Source organism: Streptomyces siamensis (genome assembly GCF_039543605.1).
Classification (GTDB): domain Bacteria; phylum Actinomycetota; class Actinomycetes; order Streptomycetales; family Streptomycetaceae; genus Streptomyces; species Streptomyces siamensis.
In genome coordinates, this window is sequence record NZ_BAABKB010000001.1 from 336,922 (window position 1) to 352,278 (window position 15,357).

The 15,357-nt window shown below is 73.9% G+C and carries 13 protein-coding genes; 7 read left to right on the forward strand and 6 right to left on the reverse strand.

Annotation, left to right across the window (positions count from 1 at the left end):
- Position 1 precedes the first annotated feature (1 nt).
- From ABEB03_RS01465 to ABEB03_RS01475, 3 genes are all read right to left on the reverse strand, one after another.
- On the reverse strand, positions 2-1,240 hold the full coding sequence (locus ABEB03_RS01465; RefSeq protein ID WP_345639988.1) for a hypothetical protein: 1,239 nt from the start codon (positions 1,238-1,240) through the stop codon (positions 2-4).
- A 129-nt stretch (positions 1,241-1,369) separates the two neighbouring features.
- Positions 1,370-2,446, reverse strand: coding sequence for a PP2C family protein-serine/threonine phosphatase (locus ABEB03_RS01470; protein ID WP_345639990.1), 1,077 nt, complete (start codon positions 2,444-2,446; stop codon positions 1,370-1,372).
- An 85-nt stretch (positions 2,447-2,531) separates the two neighbouring features.
- The gene (locus ABEB03_RS01475; RefSeq protein ID WP_345639992.1) at positions 2,532-3,173 is read right to left on the reverse strand and encodes an NAD(P)-dependent oxidoreductase; all 642 of its coding nucleotides are present in this window, start codon (positions 3,171-3,173) and stop codon (positions 2,532-2,534) included.
- Positions 3,174-3,311: 138 nt separating this feature from the next.
- Here ABEB03_RS01475 and ABEB03_RS01480 point away from each other — a divergent pair, with 138 nt between their 5' ends.
- Positions 3,312-3,749 (forward strand): hypothetical protein, encoded by a 438-nt coding sequence (locus ABEB03_RS01480; protein WP_345639994.1) that lies wholly within the window; start codon positions 3,312-3,314, stop codon positions 3,747-3,749.
- Between the two features lie 520 nt (positions 3,750-4,269).
- Positions 4,270-5,169, forward strand: a complete 900-nt coding sequence (locus ABEB03_RS01485) for a hypothetical protein (RefSeq protein WP_345639995.1) — start codon at positions 4,270-4,272, stop codon at positions 5,167-5,169.
- Here the strand turns inward: ABEB03_RS01485 and ABEB03_RS01490 are convergent.
- On the reverse strand, positions 5,084-6,415 hold the full coding sequence (locus ABEB03_RS01490; protein WP_345639996.1) for an aminotransferase-like domain-containing protein: 1,332 nt from the start codon (positions 6,413-6,415) through the stop codon (positions 5,084-5,086). The two genes, ABEB03_RS01485 and ABEB03_RS01490, sit on opposite strands and share 86 nt — an antisense overlap.
- A gap of 74 nt (positions 6,416-6,489) precedes the next feature.
- Here ABEB03_RS01490 and ABEB03_RS01495 point away from each other — a divergent pair, with 74 nt between their 5' ends.
- The 4 genes from ABEB03_RS01495 (at position 6,490) to ABEB03_RS01510 (ending at position 11,144) form a co-directional block, all read left to right on the forward strand.
- Complete coding sequence (locus tag ABEB03_RS01495; protein WP_345639997.1) at positions 6,490-7,287, forward strand: alpha/beta fold hydrolase; 798 nt, start codon at positions 6,490-6,492, stop codon at positions 7,285-7,287.
- Between the two features lie 279 nt (positions 7,288-7,566).
- The gene (locus ABEB03_RS01500; protein ID WP_345639998.1) at positions 7,567-8,025 is read left to right on the forward strand and encodes a DUF7144 family membrane protein; all 459 of its coding nucleotides are present in this window, start codon (positions 7,567-7,569) and stop codon (positions 8,023-8,025) included.
- An 86-nt stretch (positions 8,026-8,111) separates the two neighbouring features.
- The gene (locus ABEB03_RS01505; RefSeq protein WP_425589158.1) at positions 8,112-9,119 is read left to right on the forward strand and encodes an endonuclease/exonuclease/phosphatase family protein; all 1,008 of its coding nucleotides are present in this window, start codon (positions 8,112-8,114) and stop codon (positions 9,117-9,119) included.
- A gap of 90 nt (positions 9,120-9,209) precedes the next feature.
- Positions 9,210-11,144 (forward strand): FUSC family protein, encoded by a 1,935-nt coding sequence (locus ABEB03_RS01510; RefSeq protein WP_345640000.1) that lies wholly within the window; start codon positions 9,210-9,212, stop codon positions 11,142-11,144.
- 133 nt (positions 11,145-11,277) lie between these two features.
- On the opposite strand, the gene snpA is transcribed toward ABEB03_RS01510, so the two are convergent.
- Positions 11,278-11,982, reverse strand: a complete 705-nt coding sequence (snpA, locus tag ABEB03_RS01515; protein WP_345640003.1) for a snapalysin — start codon at positions 11,980-11,982, stop codon at positions 11,278-11,280.
- Between the two features lie 186 nt (positions 11,983-12,168).
- On the opposite strand from snpA, the gene ABEB03_RS01520 reads away from it, so the two are divergent.
- Positions 12,169-13,107 carry a LysR family transcriptional regulator gene (locus ABEB03_RS01520; RefSeq protein ID WP_345640005.1) on the forward strand — a complete coding sequence of 313 codons (939 nt, stop codon included), beginning with the start codon at positions 12,169-12,171 and terminating at the stop codon, positions 13,105-13,107.
- 126 nt (positions 13,108-13,233) lie between these two features.
- Here ABEB03_RS01520 and ABEB03_RS01525 read toward each other — a convergent pair whose 3' ends face one another.
- On the reverse strand, positions 13,234-15,297 hold the full coding sequence (locus ABEB03_RS01525; protein WP_345640006.1) for a PhoX family protein: 2,064 nt from the start codon (positions 15,295-15,297) through the stop codon (positions 13,234-13,236).
- Positions 15,298-15,357: the final 60 nt, after the last annotated feature.

A 15,357-nucleotide genomic window follows, 5' to 3' on the forward strand; every position in this document is an offset into this window, starting at 1 on the left:
CTCAGGCCTGCGTCTGGAGCTGGCGTAGGTGCTGCCGTACGTGGTCCAGCGCCCCCTGCCGGCGGCCCGGCACCCGTCCTCGCAACTCGGCGAGCGCGGACCCCAGTTCACGGGCGGGCACCGCGTCGCCGACCAGACCCCACTGGTGGTGGGCCCGGTCCACGGCCGACTCCACCGCCGGGGAGTCGGGTGCCTCGCCCGCGCCCAGCCGGGCGTCCGCGACCGCCAGCCAGGTGCGGCAGCTGCGCTCCGGGTCCGCCGCGAACATCGCCAGGTCCGCGCGCACCTCCATCCAGTGCAGCACCTGCTCGGAGGCGGGCCCGTACGTCCGCAGCGCCTCCTGCTCCCGCCGCCCGGCCAGCGCCTCGGCCTCGCCGTGCCGGCCGGCCTGGACGGCGGCGGTGATGGTCTCGTGCGGGTCTGGACCCGCCGGGGAACCGGTGTGGGCGTCCGCCGGAGCGAAGGCCGCGGCGGGTCGCCCGGCCGGCCGGAAGCCGCCGGTCGGCGGGGCCGTGGGCGGCACGGCCGGCAGGGGTGGGGGCACGGCGGCCACGGGCACCGCCTCGGCGGCGCCGTACGCGCCGTGCCACGGCCGCGCCACCGCCTGCGGCGTCAGCACGATGTCGGGCGGCCCCGGCCTGGCCTCCTCGCCGGTCGCCCGGGTCAGCGCCTGCTGGTGCAGTTCGGCGAGGGGAGGCCGGTGACCGCTGCGCAGGACGGTGGCCGCCGCCCTCATGTACGCCGGGGCCGCCACGCTGCGGCGGGGCGGCGGCGGCGCGATCCGGCCGTACAGCGCGGTGGACGGGCCTGCCGTCAGGGGGCGGGCGGCGAGGTGGTCCCAGGTCTCCGCGTCGGCGTGCAGGTCGACGAGGAGCGTGGTCGTGCCCGCGGGGCGCAGCCGGAGTTCCTCCGTGATCCAGTGCCAGGGGAAGGCGGTGTAGCGGACCGTCGCCGGGGTGGTGCGGGCGAGGGCGAGGTGCGGCAGTCGCTGGCGGCGGTCCAGTTGGAGCTGGCCGGTGAGGAAGACCGTCAGCGGGCCGGGCGAGGCCGCCGCCGCGCGCAGCCGGGTCAGGACGGCCTGCGGCTCCAGCGGGTCGGCCAGTTCCACGACGTTCGCCGTGTCGGTGCCGGACAGCACGGCGGGGGACACCGCGGCCAGGACGGGGAGCACGGACGCCGCGTCCACCAGACACCCCTTGCCCACCGGCGAGGCCGCGAGGAGCAGCACGGTTCCGGGCACAGATTCCCCTCCCCATCGATCACGTACGGCAGCACCGTAACCGCTGCGCGTGCAAAGCGGGGACGGCGGGAGGGCGAACGCCCCGCCCGTGCGCGGGTTCCGCGGGCCGGTCACGGTCGGTCGCGGGCGCTATCGGCGGCGCACGGCGAAGATCGTGGTGTCGTCGGCCAGCCGGCCGCCGCAGTGCCGCAGCGTGTCGTCGCGGACGAAGCGGACCAGGCGGTGCGGGTCCGCGGTGCGCGGGTCCTCGGTCAGGGCGCGGGCCACGTGTTCGCGCAGCGGGAAGAAGGCGCCGCTCGCGTCGCGCGCCTCCGTCACCCCGTCGGTGACCAGCAGCAGCGTCTCGCCGTGCGCGAGCGGGACCTCGATCAGCGGCGGCGGGTCCTGTCCCAGCTCGCTCAGCCCGAGCGGCAGTCCGTCGCCCGGCGGCAGCTGACGCACGTCGTGCGCGGTGATCACCAGCGGTGGTTCGTGCCCGAAGTTGATGACCTCGACGCTGTCGGTGGAGTCCGGCGGGAATCCGATCAGGATGCCGGTCGCGAAGCGGTCGCCGTCGAGGCGGCCGAGCTTGGACGTGTAGTCGCCGTGCCGCAGCATCCGCACCTCCAGCCGGTCGGCGACCGTGCGCAGCAGGGGTTCGTGGTACCCCGACTCCCGGAACGTGCCGAGCAGCGCGGCGGCCGCCTCCACCGCTCCGAGCCCCTTGCCCTGGACGTCGCCGAGCAGGACGCGCGTGCCGTGCAGCCCCGGCTGGATGTCGTAGAAGTCCCCGCCGACGCGGGCGTCGCTGTCCGCCGCGAGGTAGACGGCCGCGTGGTCCAGGCCTCCCCAGCCCGGTACGAGCGGGCGCAGCACCGTGCGCCGGGTGGTCTCGGCGACGTCCCGCATGTGCAGCATGCGCTGTTCGCCGCGGACCCGGACGGCGCAGGCGAGGACCGCGAGCATGCTGCCCAGGGCGACGAGGATGAAGTCGGGCAGGCCCGTCTGGTACTGGTGCGGCCAGGACGTGTCGACACCGATGTAGGTGGCCAGCGAGAGCACCGCGAGCGCCGCCGTGCCCCACACTCCGCAGATCGCCGCCGCGATGCCGGGCACCAGCACGATCCACGAGATGATCCGGAACTCGCCCGAGCTGTTCCAGTCGAACACGGCGATGCCGATGAGCAGGAGCAGCGGCGGCATCCAGGCGACGCTGCGTCCGTGCATGCGCAGCAGTGTCTGCCGCTGGACGGCGTCGGGTCGCCCGGCGCTCGTCCGTGGTTGCTCCGCGGGGCTGCGGCCGGCCACCGGATCAGTACGCGACCGACATCCGGGCGCGCGGGTGGGCGTCCTTCTCCAGCTCGTCGACGACGGCGATCGCGTAGTCCTCCGCACTGATCCGGCTGTTGCCGTGGTCGTCGGTGAGCAGCCGGTCGCCGCCGACACGGAAGGTGCCGGTGCGTTCACCGGGGGCGATCTCCGCGGCGGGGGAGACGTACGTCCAGTCGACGGCGTCGTCGTCCAGAGCGCGGTAGTAGTCGAGCACGTCACGGTGGGCGAGTGCCTCGGACAGGTAGGCCTCGGGGAAGCCGGGCTCGTCGACGATCGCCCGGCCCTCGGGGGTCTCCAGGCTGCCGGCGCCGCCGACGATCACGAGCCGCCGGACTCCGGCCGCGCGGGCACCCTCCACCAGCGCCTTGTTGATCGCGAGGAAGGGCTCGCGGGCCTCCGACCCGTCCCGCGGCGGCACACAGGCGGAGACCACCGCGTCCGCGCCCGCCGCCAGCTCGGCCACCTTCGCCGGGTCCGAGGCGTCGGCGGCCGTCGCCGTGACCCCCGGGATCGGGGACTGTCCGGAACGGCTCACGGCCACGACGCGGTGCCCGCGCGCGGACGCCTCGGCGGCGATACGGCTGCCGACCATCCCGGTGGCGCCGAAAAGTACGAGCTTCATGCAGCTCAGCGAAGCACGCGCCCGGGAGGCCCGCATCCCGGCGAAACAGGTGGTCGCGAAGGCTGTCCTCCGACTTGCCAGGCACCGGGGCGGGGTGTGCTCTGGAAGGCAGGGGCGAGGAGAGAGAGGAGTGTTCCCATGGCTCAAGCGGCACCTGTGTCACCCGCCTCAGGGACACCACGCACCCCCGACGTCTTCGGGGAGCGCACGCACGCGATCGCACGGTGGGCGGTGCCCGCCGCGCTCGGACTCGTCTACGGCTACTGGGCCGCGGCCATCACCCGCTACGGCGGCCCGATCACCGGCTGGAACGTCCTGTTCGGGTTCGTGTGCGCCATCGTGTTCGCGCTGCTCCTCATGGGCGTGAGCAGGCTGGCACCGCTGATGAAGCGGGAGCTGCACGCCGTGGTGTGGGGCGCGTTCGCGGGCTGCGCGGTCGGTTTCCTCTTCAGCCAGAGCAACGCGTCGGTGCTGGCGTCGTCGCTGATGGGCCTGGTGGCCGGGGCCGGCGTGTTCCTCGGGGCCTTCTACCGCTACTACACGCACGAGGACGCGGCGGGACACCGCGTCGGATGACGGCGTGACGGTCCGTCCGACGGACACACCGCGCACGCGTCCCGACGACGCACGGCGCACGAGGCCCCGGCAGCAGCCGGGGTCTCGTGCGTCTCCCTCACTCACTCACCTACCCCCTGGGACCCCGGTCCCAGGAGCCCGTGGAGGAGCCGGAGATGGTCCCGTCCGGCTCCAGGGTCCGGAGCGGAGGCCGTGGTGCCCGCCGCCACGACGGTCGGGCCGCCGGTGAACGGGGCCGCGACGGACGGCGGCTGCGGCAGGAACCCGCAGGGCCCGGGTGTCGCGCATGTCGGCCTCCTTCTCCTCTCCCAGGAAACACCCGTTCGGGTGAGGCCTCCACCGGAGCGCCCGGGGGCCTTGTGTCCCCTGGGATTCACGAGGGTGCGAGCGGGGCTCACGCGGGCGTACCGGCGAAGGCCGGGCCCGGGTGACCGGCGCGGAGCCCCCTTCGGCTTGTCATATGCGCCCATTTGCAGGCAAACCGCTCGCGTGACGCGTCCGGGAGGACTTGCCTGGAGGAGTGTCCCAACGTGTCCGGAGCTCCCTGTCGGCCGTGCTGATCCTCCTCGCCTGTCTGCTCGCGCCGCTCGGCGCGCTGTCCACCTGGGCGATGTACGGGCTCGGCGACCCCGGCCGGTACCGGGCCACGGTGGCACCGCTCGCCGCCGACAGCGACGTGCGGGACGCGATCGCCGCCGGCGTCACGGACGGCATCCTGCGCGAGGTCCATGTACGGCCGCGGCTGCAGGGGCCGGTGAACCACTTCGTGCGGGACGCGGTGCTCTCGTTCACCGAGACCGAGGCGTACCGCACGGCGTGGGAGGCCGCCAGCATGGCCGTGCACGACGCCGTGATGCAGGCGCTGCGCGACGACCGCGCGGGGCCGGTGACCGTCGACCTCGCGCCCGTCACCGAGCAGGTCAAGCGCCGGCTCACCGACGACCACATGCCGTTGGCGAACCGCATCCCCGTCGAGCACACCGAGGTCACCGTGCTCGAAGCCGAGGATCTGGCCCAGTTGCGAAAGGGGTTCCACGTGCTCGAAGTCGCCGCGTTCTGGCTGCCGATGGGCGCCGTCGCGTTCGCCCTCGCGGGCATCCTCGTGGCGGTGCGCCGGCGCCGGGCGCTCCTGGCGACCGGGCTCGGCACCGCGCTGGGCGCCGCGCTGCTCGGCGCGGCGATCACCGTGGGCCGCCGGATGACCCTCGCCGACCTGCCGCCCGACGTGTCGCCGCTGGCCGCGGGCGCGGTGTACGACGCGCTCACGGAGACGCTCCGGCTGGTGTCCTGGCTGCTCCTCGCCCTCGGCCTCGCCGTCGCGCTGGCCGCGGGGATCACGGGTGTGTACGCGCGATACCGGCGAGCGTCCGCAACGCCCCCGCAAGCTCCCGCGGAGCGGTCGAGGCGAGTCCGAGCCTGACGCAGTCCTCGGCCCGCGTACCGAGCACCGGGACCGTGAAGGCGGGCCCCGGGGTGAGCGCGATGCCCCGCTCCGCCGCCGCGGCGGCGAAGGTGTCCGCCCGCCACGGGGACGGCAGTTCCCACCAGAGGTAGTACGCCTGCGGGTCGGCGCGCACGGCGAAGCCCGCGAGGTGTTCGGCCGCGAGCCGCTGACGGCTCGCGGCGTCCGCCCGCTTGGCGCGCACCAGGCGATCCACCGTGCCGTCGCCGATCCAGCGCACCGCCGCCTCCAGGGCGAACCGGCTCGCGGTCCACCCACCCGAGCGCAGGGCGGCGGCCACCTGCCCGACGCGTCCCTCGGGTGCGACGAGGAAGCCGGCCGTCAGACCCGGGGCGACCCGTTTGGAGAGGCCGTCGACGACATACGTGCGCTCGGGGGCATGGGCGGCGAGCGGGTCGGGGGAACCGTCGTGCAGGAAGGACCAGATGCGGTCCTCGATCAGAGGGAGGTCCATGTCCCGTGCCGTGGCCGCGAGCTGACGGCGCCGCTCCCTGCCCGCCGTCACCGAGGTCGGGTTGTGCAGGGTCGGCTGGACGTACACGGCGGACAGCGGCGTGGAGCGGTGGGCGGTCGCGACCGCCTCCGCGCGCAGGCCTTCGTGGTCCATGGCCAGCGGGACCAGGGTGATGCCGAGGCGCTCCGCGATCTCCTTGACCAGGGGGTAGGTCAGGTACTCGACGCCGACGCGGCCCCCGGGGCGCACCAGGGTGGCGAGTGCGGCGGCGATGGCCTGACGGGCGTTGCCGGCGAAGGCCAGCCGGTCCGGTGCCGGGTGCCAGCCCGGGGTGGCGAGGAGTGCCGCGGCGGCCTCGCGGACGGCGGCCGTGCCGGTGGCGGGGGCCGTGCGCAGTGCGTCGGTGAGCACGTCGGGGCGCAGCAGCGGGGCCAGTCCGTCGGCGAGGAGCTCCGACTGGCCCGGCGCGGAGGGGTAGTTGAGCTCCAGGTTGACCCGGGCGGTGGTGGCGGGCTCGGCGAGCGCGCGGCCCGAGGGTGCGGGGGAGGCCCGTACGAAGGTGCCGCGCCCGACCTCGCCGACGACCAGTCCACGCCGGACGAGTTCGGCGTACACCCGCCCGGCCGTCGACCCGGCGATCCCGCGTCGGCGGGCGAACGCCCGCTGCGGGGGCAGCCGTTCGCCGGGCTTGAGCCGACCGGCCGTGATGTCGGCGGCTATGCGGTCGGCGATGCGCCGGTAGTCCTCCATGCGGCCCCTCCACATTGCACCGAGTGCAAAGATCTTATTGCACCGAGGAGTTGGCCGCGCCTAGGGTCGTGGCCATGGCACCCTTCCTCGCTTACGAGGACAAAGGGGGCGCCTCCTCGACGGCGCCCCTCGTCCTGATCCACGGCCACCCCTTCGACCGCACCATGTGGGCTCCGCAGATCGCGGCCTTCTCCCCCTCCCGCCGGGTCGTCGTCCCGGACCTGCGCGGCTACGGCGCGTCCCCCTCGCAGCCCGGAGTTCCCGGAGATCCCGCCCTCACTCCCCTGTCCACGTTCGCCGAGGACATCTCGTCACTTCTGGACGACCTGGGCATCTCCACGTTCGTCCTCGGCGGGCTCTCCATGGGCGGCCAGATCGTCATGGAGTGCTACCGGACGTTCCCGGAGCGCGTCCGGGGACTCGTCCTCGCGGACACCTTCCCCGCCGCCGAGACCCCCGAGGGCAGAAGGACCCGCAACGCGACGGCGGACCGGCTGCTGCGCGAGGGCATGCGCGGATACGCCGACGAGGTGCTGTACAAGATGGTCGCCCCGTACGCCGAGGCCGAGGTGGCGGCGCATGTGCACCGCATGATGGTGTCGACGCCTCCCGAGGGCGCGGCGGCGGCCCTGCGCGGCCGGGCCGAACGCCCCGACTACCGCGAACTGCTGACCCGCGTCACCGTCCCGGCGCTGGTCGTGGTGGGCGCCGACGACGAGTACACCCCCGTCGGTGACGCCGAGGCGATGCACGCGGCGCTGCCCGACTCCACGCTCCACGTGATCGGTTCGGCCGCGCACCTGCCGAACCTGGAGCGGCCCGAGGAGTTCAACGGCGCGCTCGCGGACTTCCTGGCACGGATCGACGACTGAACCGACGAGGGGGCGGGGGAGCCGGGGCGGGGCCGTACCGGCGAGTCCGGGGCTGTCGCTGTTCGGGACGGGCCCGGCGCGAGGCCTTCCCCGTCGCGGGGACCGGTCCGTCACGGGGACCGATCCGGCGCGGTGACCGGCCCGGCGCGGGGACCGATCCGGCGCGGTGACCGGCCCGGCGCGGGACCCGGACCGTCACCCGTCCGGCCGAGCGGGGCATGCGGCCCCCGTCCCCCGGGGCGAACCTGCGAGTGACACTCCAGGCCCCGAGGAGACCCCATGTCCCAGAACACCGCGCCCCTCAGCCCCAAGCCCGCCCCGGGCCCGGCCGGCGGACCCTCCCGCGGCTCGGGATGGCACTCGGGAGGCACCCTCTTCGCCGGCGTCCTGATGCTGGTCGGCGGCATCCTGGGCATCCTCATCGGTATCACGGGCATCGCCAAGGACGACGTGTACGCCCGCATCGGCACCTACGTCTACGAGTTCAACCTCACCACCTGGGGCTGGATCCACCTCGTCATCGGCGTGATCGTCGCGATCACCGGCTGGGGCGTCCTGAAGGGCCACGAGTGGGCGCGCGCCGTCGGTATCGCCGTCGCCGCCCTCTACATGATCGAGTACTTCATGTTCCTGCCCTACGAGCCCGTCTGGTCCGTCATCGCCATCGGCATCGCGGTGTTCGTGATGTGGGCGCTGGCGACGGGAGGCGACTCGCCCAGGACCGCCAAGACCGCCTGAGCGGACCTTCCGGGCAACCCGGCACCGCGGCACCCCGTCCTTGAGGGAGGATTCGGGCACCCACGCGGACGAGGGGAGGCCGGGACGTGGACACTGCGACGGCTGAGTGGCCGGACCCCCGGGCGCCCGGAGGCATGCGCCGGACCGGGCGCCGGGCCGCCGCCTGGGCGTCCGGGCTGCTGCTGGCCGCGGTGAGTGCCGTCGTCGGATGCCGGGCGGCCGACAGCGACGGGATCACGCCCGTGCCGCAACTGCTGGCGTTCCTGCCCTGGCTGCTCGCCCCCACCGCACTCGGACTCCTGCTCGCGCTGCTCGCGCGCCTGCGCATCGGGATGGTGTGGGGCGTGGTCGTGCTGGGGGCCGTCGCCTGGTACGCCGAGCCGTACGGCAGGACGAGCGAGCCCGGCGGTCCACCGCTTGCGGAGCTGCGGGTGATGACCTCCAACGTGGAGTTCGGGCGGGGCACCGACTCGCTCATCGGCGCCGTACGGCGGCAGAAACCCGACATCCTGTTCGTGGAGGAGTGCGAGCACGTGTGCTCCCGGGCCCTGCGGGACGCCTTCGGAGGCAGCGGAGGTGACTATCCGTACCGGCAGGCCGTCGAGGGGGCGGGGTCCGACGGCTCGGTCATCATGAGCCGGTTCCCGCTGAAGGCGGCGGCCGGCGTACCGGGCACCATGGGCATGCCCGGAGCGGTCGCCGACGTGCGCGGGCACGACGTACGGCTCCAGCTCGCCCATCCGATGCCTCCGCTCCCCGGCCAGCTCGGCGTCTGGCGGCGCGAGCTCGGCGAGCTGCGCGACTACGCGGCGGCCGGTGACGGTTCCACCGTCGTCGCCGGGGACTTCAACGCCTCCCAGGACCACGCCGCGTTCCGCCGCATCCTCGACACCGGGCTGCGCGACGGCGCCCGCCTCGCGGGAGACCCGCGCACCCCGAGCTGGCCCGCCAGGACCACGCCGACGCTCGGCGCGCAGATCGACCACGTGCTCGTGTCCGAGGACTTCTCGGCGAACGCGGCCGTCTTCCCCCGGATCACCGGCACCGACCACCGCGCCCTGGTCGTCGACCTCACCCTCCATCGGCTCCGCTGAGCACCACCCCGGCACCCGTGGTGCCCGAGGTGGCCCCCACCTGCGCGAACGGGCCGGGAGGCGGACGAACCCGGCCCTCATAATGGGCACATGTCCCGCGAGTTCCCCATCGGCCTCACTCCTCCGGACTGGCTGGTCAGGAACCTCCAACCGCAGAAGGCGTCCGTCAACCGCGCCGCTGCCGCCCGCGCCTGCGTCGCCCTCTCCCTGCCGCTCGCCGTCGGCATCGCCACCGGGCGGGCGGACTACGGGGCCCTCGCCTCCATGGGCGCGTTGTCCGGGGTCATCGGCGACACCGCGGACGCGTACCGCATGCGCATCCTCAACATCGCCGTGCCGCAGCTCTTCGGCGCGGTCGGCGTCACGGTCGGCGCGCTCGTGTTCGGACACGGCTGGACCGCCGTCGTCGCCGTCACCGCGGTCGCCCTCATCTCCGGGATGATCTCCACGATCGGCGCCGTGGCCTCCGTGTCCGGTCTGCTGCTCCTCCTCAACTGCGTGATCGGTGCCGGCCTTCCGCTCCCCGGACCGTGGTGGCTGGCACCCCTGCTGATGTCCGGCGGCGGGCTCCTCGTCCTCCTGCTGGCCCTGGTCGCCTGGCCGCTGCGGTCGGGTGTACCGGAGCGGGACGCCGTCGCGAGCACCTACCGGACGGTCGCGGACCTGCTCGCCGCGAGCGGGACCGCCGCGTACGAGGACGCCCGCTTCGCCGTCACCCAGTCCCTCAACCAGTCCTACGACCTCGTCCTCGCCCGGCGCGCCTTCCACCACGGCCGCAGCCCCGACCTCGTCCGGCTGCTCGCCCAGCTGAACGCCGTCACCCCGATCATCGAGGCCGCCCCCGCCGCCCACCAGCAGGGCGAGCCGCTGCCCGCCGAGATCCCCGAGGCCGCGGGCCGCCTCGCCGACGCCGTCGCCGCCGGCCGCTCCGGGCCCCTGGAACTCCGGCTCCCCGAGCCCACCAACGAGGCCGCCCGCGCGGTCGACCACGCCCTGCGCCACGCGGCCGACGTGGCGACGGACCAGGCTCCCGACCGGGCCCCCTCCGACGACCGCCTCGGCCGGCCCGTCGCCCTGCGCGTCCGGGCCGGACGGGCCGCCCGCGAGGTCGTCCTGTCCGCCGCGTCCTGGCGCTACGGTCTGCGCCTGGCCCTGTGCATCGGCCTCGGGCAGGTGCTCGTCTCGATCGTCCCGGTGCCGCGCTCCTACTGGATCGCGCTCACCATCACCTTCGTCATGAAGCCCGACTTCGGGTCCGTCTTCTCCCGGGCGCTGCTGCGCGCGCTGGGCACGGTGGCCGGCCTCGTCGTCGCGGCCGCGGTCCTCACGGTGGTGCCGCGCGGCTGGTGGGACGTGGCCGTCATGATGCTCCTCGCGCCGCTCGTCCCGGCACTGACCCCGCGCGGCTACGGCTACCAGACCGCCGCCATCACCCCGGTGATCCTGCTGCTGTCCGACACCCTCAACCACCAGGGAACGGGCCTCATCGTCCCCCGCCTGATGGACTCCCTCATCGGGTGCGCGATCGCACTGGTCGCCGGGTATCTGCTGTGGCCGGAGAGCTGGCACACCCGGGTCGGCGACCGGCTCGCCGACGCGGTGACCGACACGGCCACGTACGTGGAGCGCGCGTTCGGCGGCGATCCCGATCACGCCGACCGCGCCCGGCGGCGCCGCCGCCTGTACCGCGACCTGTCCGCCATCCGTACGGAGTTCCAGCGCGCCCTGACCGAACCGCCGCCCACCGGGCGCCGGGCCGCCGCGTGGTGGCCACTCGTCGTCGCCGTCGAACGGATCGTCGACGCGACGACCGCGGCGCGTGTCCGGGTCAGACAGGGCGCGGCGGAGCCGTCCGCCGCGGAGGTCTCCCACGTCGTGCTCCAGTTGCGGGAGCTGTCGGCGGGGCTGCGGGAGACCGAGGTGCTCGTCGCCGTCCGCACGGACCTGACCGGTCCCCCGGACAGCGTGCTCGAACCGCTGCGTCAGGAGGTCGCCGCGGCGCGGGCGATCGCCTCGCCCCACTGACCGGGCGCGGGCCGCCACGGCTGGGGCGGGGCACCACGGCCGGGGCGGGCCCGGGCGGAAACAGCAGCGCGGGCCGCCCGTGCAGGGGGCGGCCCGCACCCGTGGGGGGTGGGTCTGGTCTGCTGATGCGGAACTAGCGGGCGTTCGCCTTGCCCAGCGCCTTCTCATGGGCGAGCGCCTTGTCCAGCGCCTTCGCGAAACCGTTCGCCCAGAGCTGGTCCACGCGGGCCCGCTCGTTGGCGTCGGGGTTCGAGTTGGTGCAGGACGGGCCGGGACCGCCGCCCGACATGAGCTCGCTGCACGGGCCCTCGTAGTGGTCGGGCAGACCGAGGACGTGGCCCGTCTCGTGCGCGGTCACGCGCGTGGAGTCGTACTCCTGGTTCTGCGCGTAGTCGAGGAACACATAGCCGCCGCCGTGGCCGTCGGTGGAGGCGTACGAGCCGCGGGAGTCGTTGCCCTCGCGGTACGAGAAGTCGGCGTTCGAGCCCGACTGGAGTTTCACGTTCGCCACCGCGCCGTTCCATATCTGGGCGCTGCGGGCTATCTGAGCACTGAACGTCGGGGCGCCGGAGGCGTCGTAGACGACGGTGACGGCCGCGGCGCCCGGGTGCGCCGCACGCTTCTGGGCCACCGACTTGACGACCGCCTCGAAGAACGCCTGGTTGGCCTTGGCCTCCTCGGACGAACCCGCGTACGCGGACACCGTGTGACCGGCCTGCGCGGAGGCGGTGTTCGGGGTGGCGGGGACGCTCGCCGAGGCGAGCTGCGGGGAGACGGCGGACGCGGTCACCAGACCGATTCCGACAGCGGTCGCCCGGGCGAATGCGGACATGCGCATTGATGACTCCTTGTGTGGGGGGTGAAGTCGTCATCGGCGAGTGTCGATGCCCGTGAGGCGGCTGTGATGATGGCAAGTGGCGATAGTCCGGAGCTATCAGCCCGCACTCGATCACCCAACTCGCCCATTTCAGAGCGGTTTTGTGCGTCTGGTGAAAGCTTTGATTCCGCTTTAGGCTCCGACGGCATGGAGCTTGAGGTCAGGCACCTCCGCGCACTGTGCGCCATCGCCGACACCGGCAGCCTGCACCGCGCCGCCCGCCAACTCGGCGTCGCCCAGCCCTCGTTGAGCACACAGCTGCGGCGCATCGAGCAGGAGCTCGGCGGCGCGCTGTTCCTGCGCGCACGCACCGGCTGCCGGCCCACCCCCCTCGGCCGGATCGTCCTGGGCCGCGCCCGCCCGCTGGTGGCCGAAATGCGCACCCTGGTCGCCGAAGCGCGCGCCGCCGCCGCGGACGGCCCCCAGCTCCGGATCGGCTCCACCGCCAGCCGCGCGCTCGCGGGCTGGCTGCGCCGGCTGCGCGCCCGGCAGCAGGAGACGCTCCTGCAGATGGACGTCTCCCCGAACGCCCTGCTCCGCATGGTCGCGGACGGCCAGCTCGACGTCGCCTTCGTGCACGAGGTCGAGGGCTCCCCGCTGCGCGTCCCGGAGGGACTGCGGCTGCGCGTCCTGGTCGAACGCGAGCCCCAGTTCGTCTCCCTGCCGACCGACCATCCGGCCGCCGCGCACCCCGTCGTACAGCTGTCGGAACTGGCCGAGGACCGGTGGATGGTGGACCCGACGGTGGACGGCGAATGGGACGCCGTGCACCGCATGCTGCGCACGGCCGGACTCAACCCCCGCGTCCTGCACGGCGACTACCACACGGCCGCGACCCTCGTCGCGACCGGCGAGGTCGTCACGGTCTGCCAGCCGACCTCCCAGTCCCGCCCCGAGACGGCCGTACGCCCGCTCGCGGGCGACCCCCTCGGCGTACGGCTGCTGCTCGCGGCCCGCACGCAGGCGGACCTGGAGGCCGTCTGCCCCGAACTGGAGGAGGCGTACTGGGAGGCCGCGCGGCAGGCACCCGCGTACCGGGAATGGCTGGAAGCCACCGGGCCGGAGTCGGCCGTCCCGACGCCCTGACGGACGGCCTCCGCGGGCCCCGCCGCCGGCCTGACAGACGATCTTCCCGGACCCGCCGCCGACCGCGCAGGCGATCGGCGGCGGCCCGATACGCCACCCGATACCCCGGATCCACCGGGGTGTCCCTCAGATCCCGATGTCGCGGCCGTCCGCGCGCCACACGGCCACGACCGCCGGGCGGACGATCTTCCCGGGCCCGTCGGGCCAGACGCTCGCCGGCTTCTCGACGGACGCGCCGTCGACCTCGCCCGGGTGCTGGACGGCGACCAGCACGCGCCGGTCCTCGACGAGCGGGCCGCAGGTCTCCGCGCCGGTCGGCACCGTCAGGAACTGCTTCAGCTCACCGCGCCGGTCACCCCTGGTCGCCACTCCGAAGAGGCCGTCGTGCGAGCCGAGCTGGTTGCCGTCGGTGGAGATCCACAGATTGCCGTGCGGGTCGAAGGCCACGTTGTCCGGGCACGAGATCGGGCTGACCCGGTCCTTCGGGAAGCCCGCGAAGTACGTGGCGGGGTCCGCCGGGTCGCCCGCGACGAGGAACAGCGACCAGCCGAAACGCGTGCTCTCGGCGCGGCCCCGGGCCTCGGTCAGTTCCAGGATGTGGCCGTGCTTGTTGGCGTTGCGCGGGTTGGCCTCGTCGGCGGGCGCGGAGCCCGCCTTGCCACGGTTGGTGTTGTTCGTCAGCGCGACGTACACCTTGCCGGTGTGCGGGGAGGGCTGGATGTCCTCGGGCCGGTCCATCTTGGTGGCGCCGACCTTGTCACCGGCGAGCCGGGTGAAGACGAAGACCTCGTCGGCCGTCATCCCGTCGACGTGCGAGACGGCACCGTGCGCCGTCGCGGTCGCCAGCGGGATCCACTCGCCGCTGCCGTCGAACTCTCCGTCCGCGGGGAGCTTCCCGCTGCCGTCGATGTCGGCGGCCGGGGAGTCGCCGGTGAGCCGGGCGACGTACAGCGTGCCCTCGTCGAGGAGGGAGAGGTTGTGCTCGCGGTCGGCCCGGGAGCCGCCCCTGCGCATCCGCTTGCTGCCGACGAACTTGTAGAAGTAGTCGAAGCGCTCGTCGTCACCGGTGTAGACGACGGGACGGCCGTCCTCCGTCAGCCGCACGGTCGCCGCCTCGTGCTTGAAGCGTCCGAGCGCGGTGTGCTTGCGGGGAGTGGAGGTCGGGTCGTACGGGTCGAACTCCACGACGTAGCCGAACCGGTGCACCTCGTTCGGCTCCTGGGCGACGTCGAAGCGCTTGTCGAAACGCTCCCACTTGCGCTCGGTGGCGCCCGTGCCGATCCCGTACCGCTTGTCGGTGGCGCGGGAGCTGTTGGCGAAGTACTGGTTGAAGTTCTCCTCGCCGTGCAGCGTGGTGCCCCAGGGGGTGGTGCCGCCCGAGCAGTTGTTGAGCGTGCCGAGGACCTTGCGGCCGGTCGGGTCGGCGGAGGTCTTCAGCAGGTCCGAGCCGGCGGCCGGGCCGGTGAGCCGGAACTCGGTGGTCGCGGTGACCCGGCGGTTGAGGTGGTGCCGGGGGACGGCCGTCAGCCTGCCGGTGCGGTGGTCGCCCTCCACGACGACGGCGGACAGTCCGTGCGCGGCCCAGGCGATCTCGGCCTGCTCGCGGGTGGGGTTCTCCGCGTCGTACCCGCGGAACATCAGGATCTCGTCGGTGTACTCGTGGTTGGCGACGAGGAGCCGGCGGCTCCGCTCGCCGGGCAGCGGCAGGAGGGCCAGGAAGTCGTTGTTGTAGCCGAACTGGCCGGCCTGGGCCGCCGCGCTCTGGTTCTCGGGGTCGAAGGCGGGAGCACCACGCAGGATGGGCTCTCCCCAGCGGATGACGACGTTCTGCCGGTACCCGTCGGGGATCGTCACGGCGTCCTCGGTGTTGGGCGCGACCGGCGCGAAACGCAGCCCGCGCGCCCCTTTTTCGCCCTTGTGCGCCGAAGCGTCCGGTGCTGCGGCGGCCTGCGGGGCCCCGGTGCCGACGACGGCCGCGCCGGCCGCCGTGGCCACGGTGACGACGGCCGCGGCGCGCATCACCGAGCGGCGGCTGAGCGCACCGGCGATCACGTCGCCGACGTACGCGTTGCCGCTGGTGTTGGGCACCTCGTGGAAGCAGGCGTCACCACAGCGGAACCGGCAGGTCATCGCGGACCGGCCGCCCGGATGCGAGCCGGGCGTTGCGATCAACGGCAGAGATCTGCGCACTTTACTCTCCCCATACGAACCCTTGGTGTGAGCGTGACGCTAAGGGGGCGTGTGTGCAGG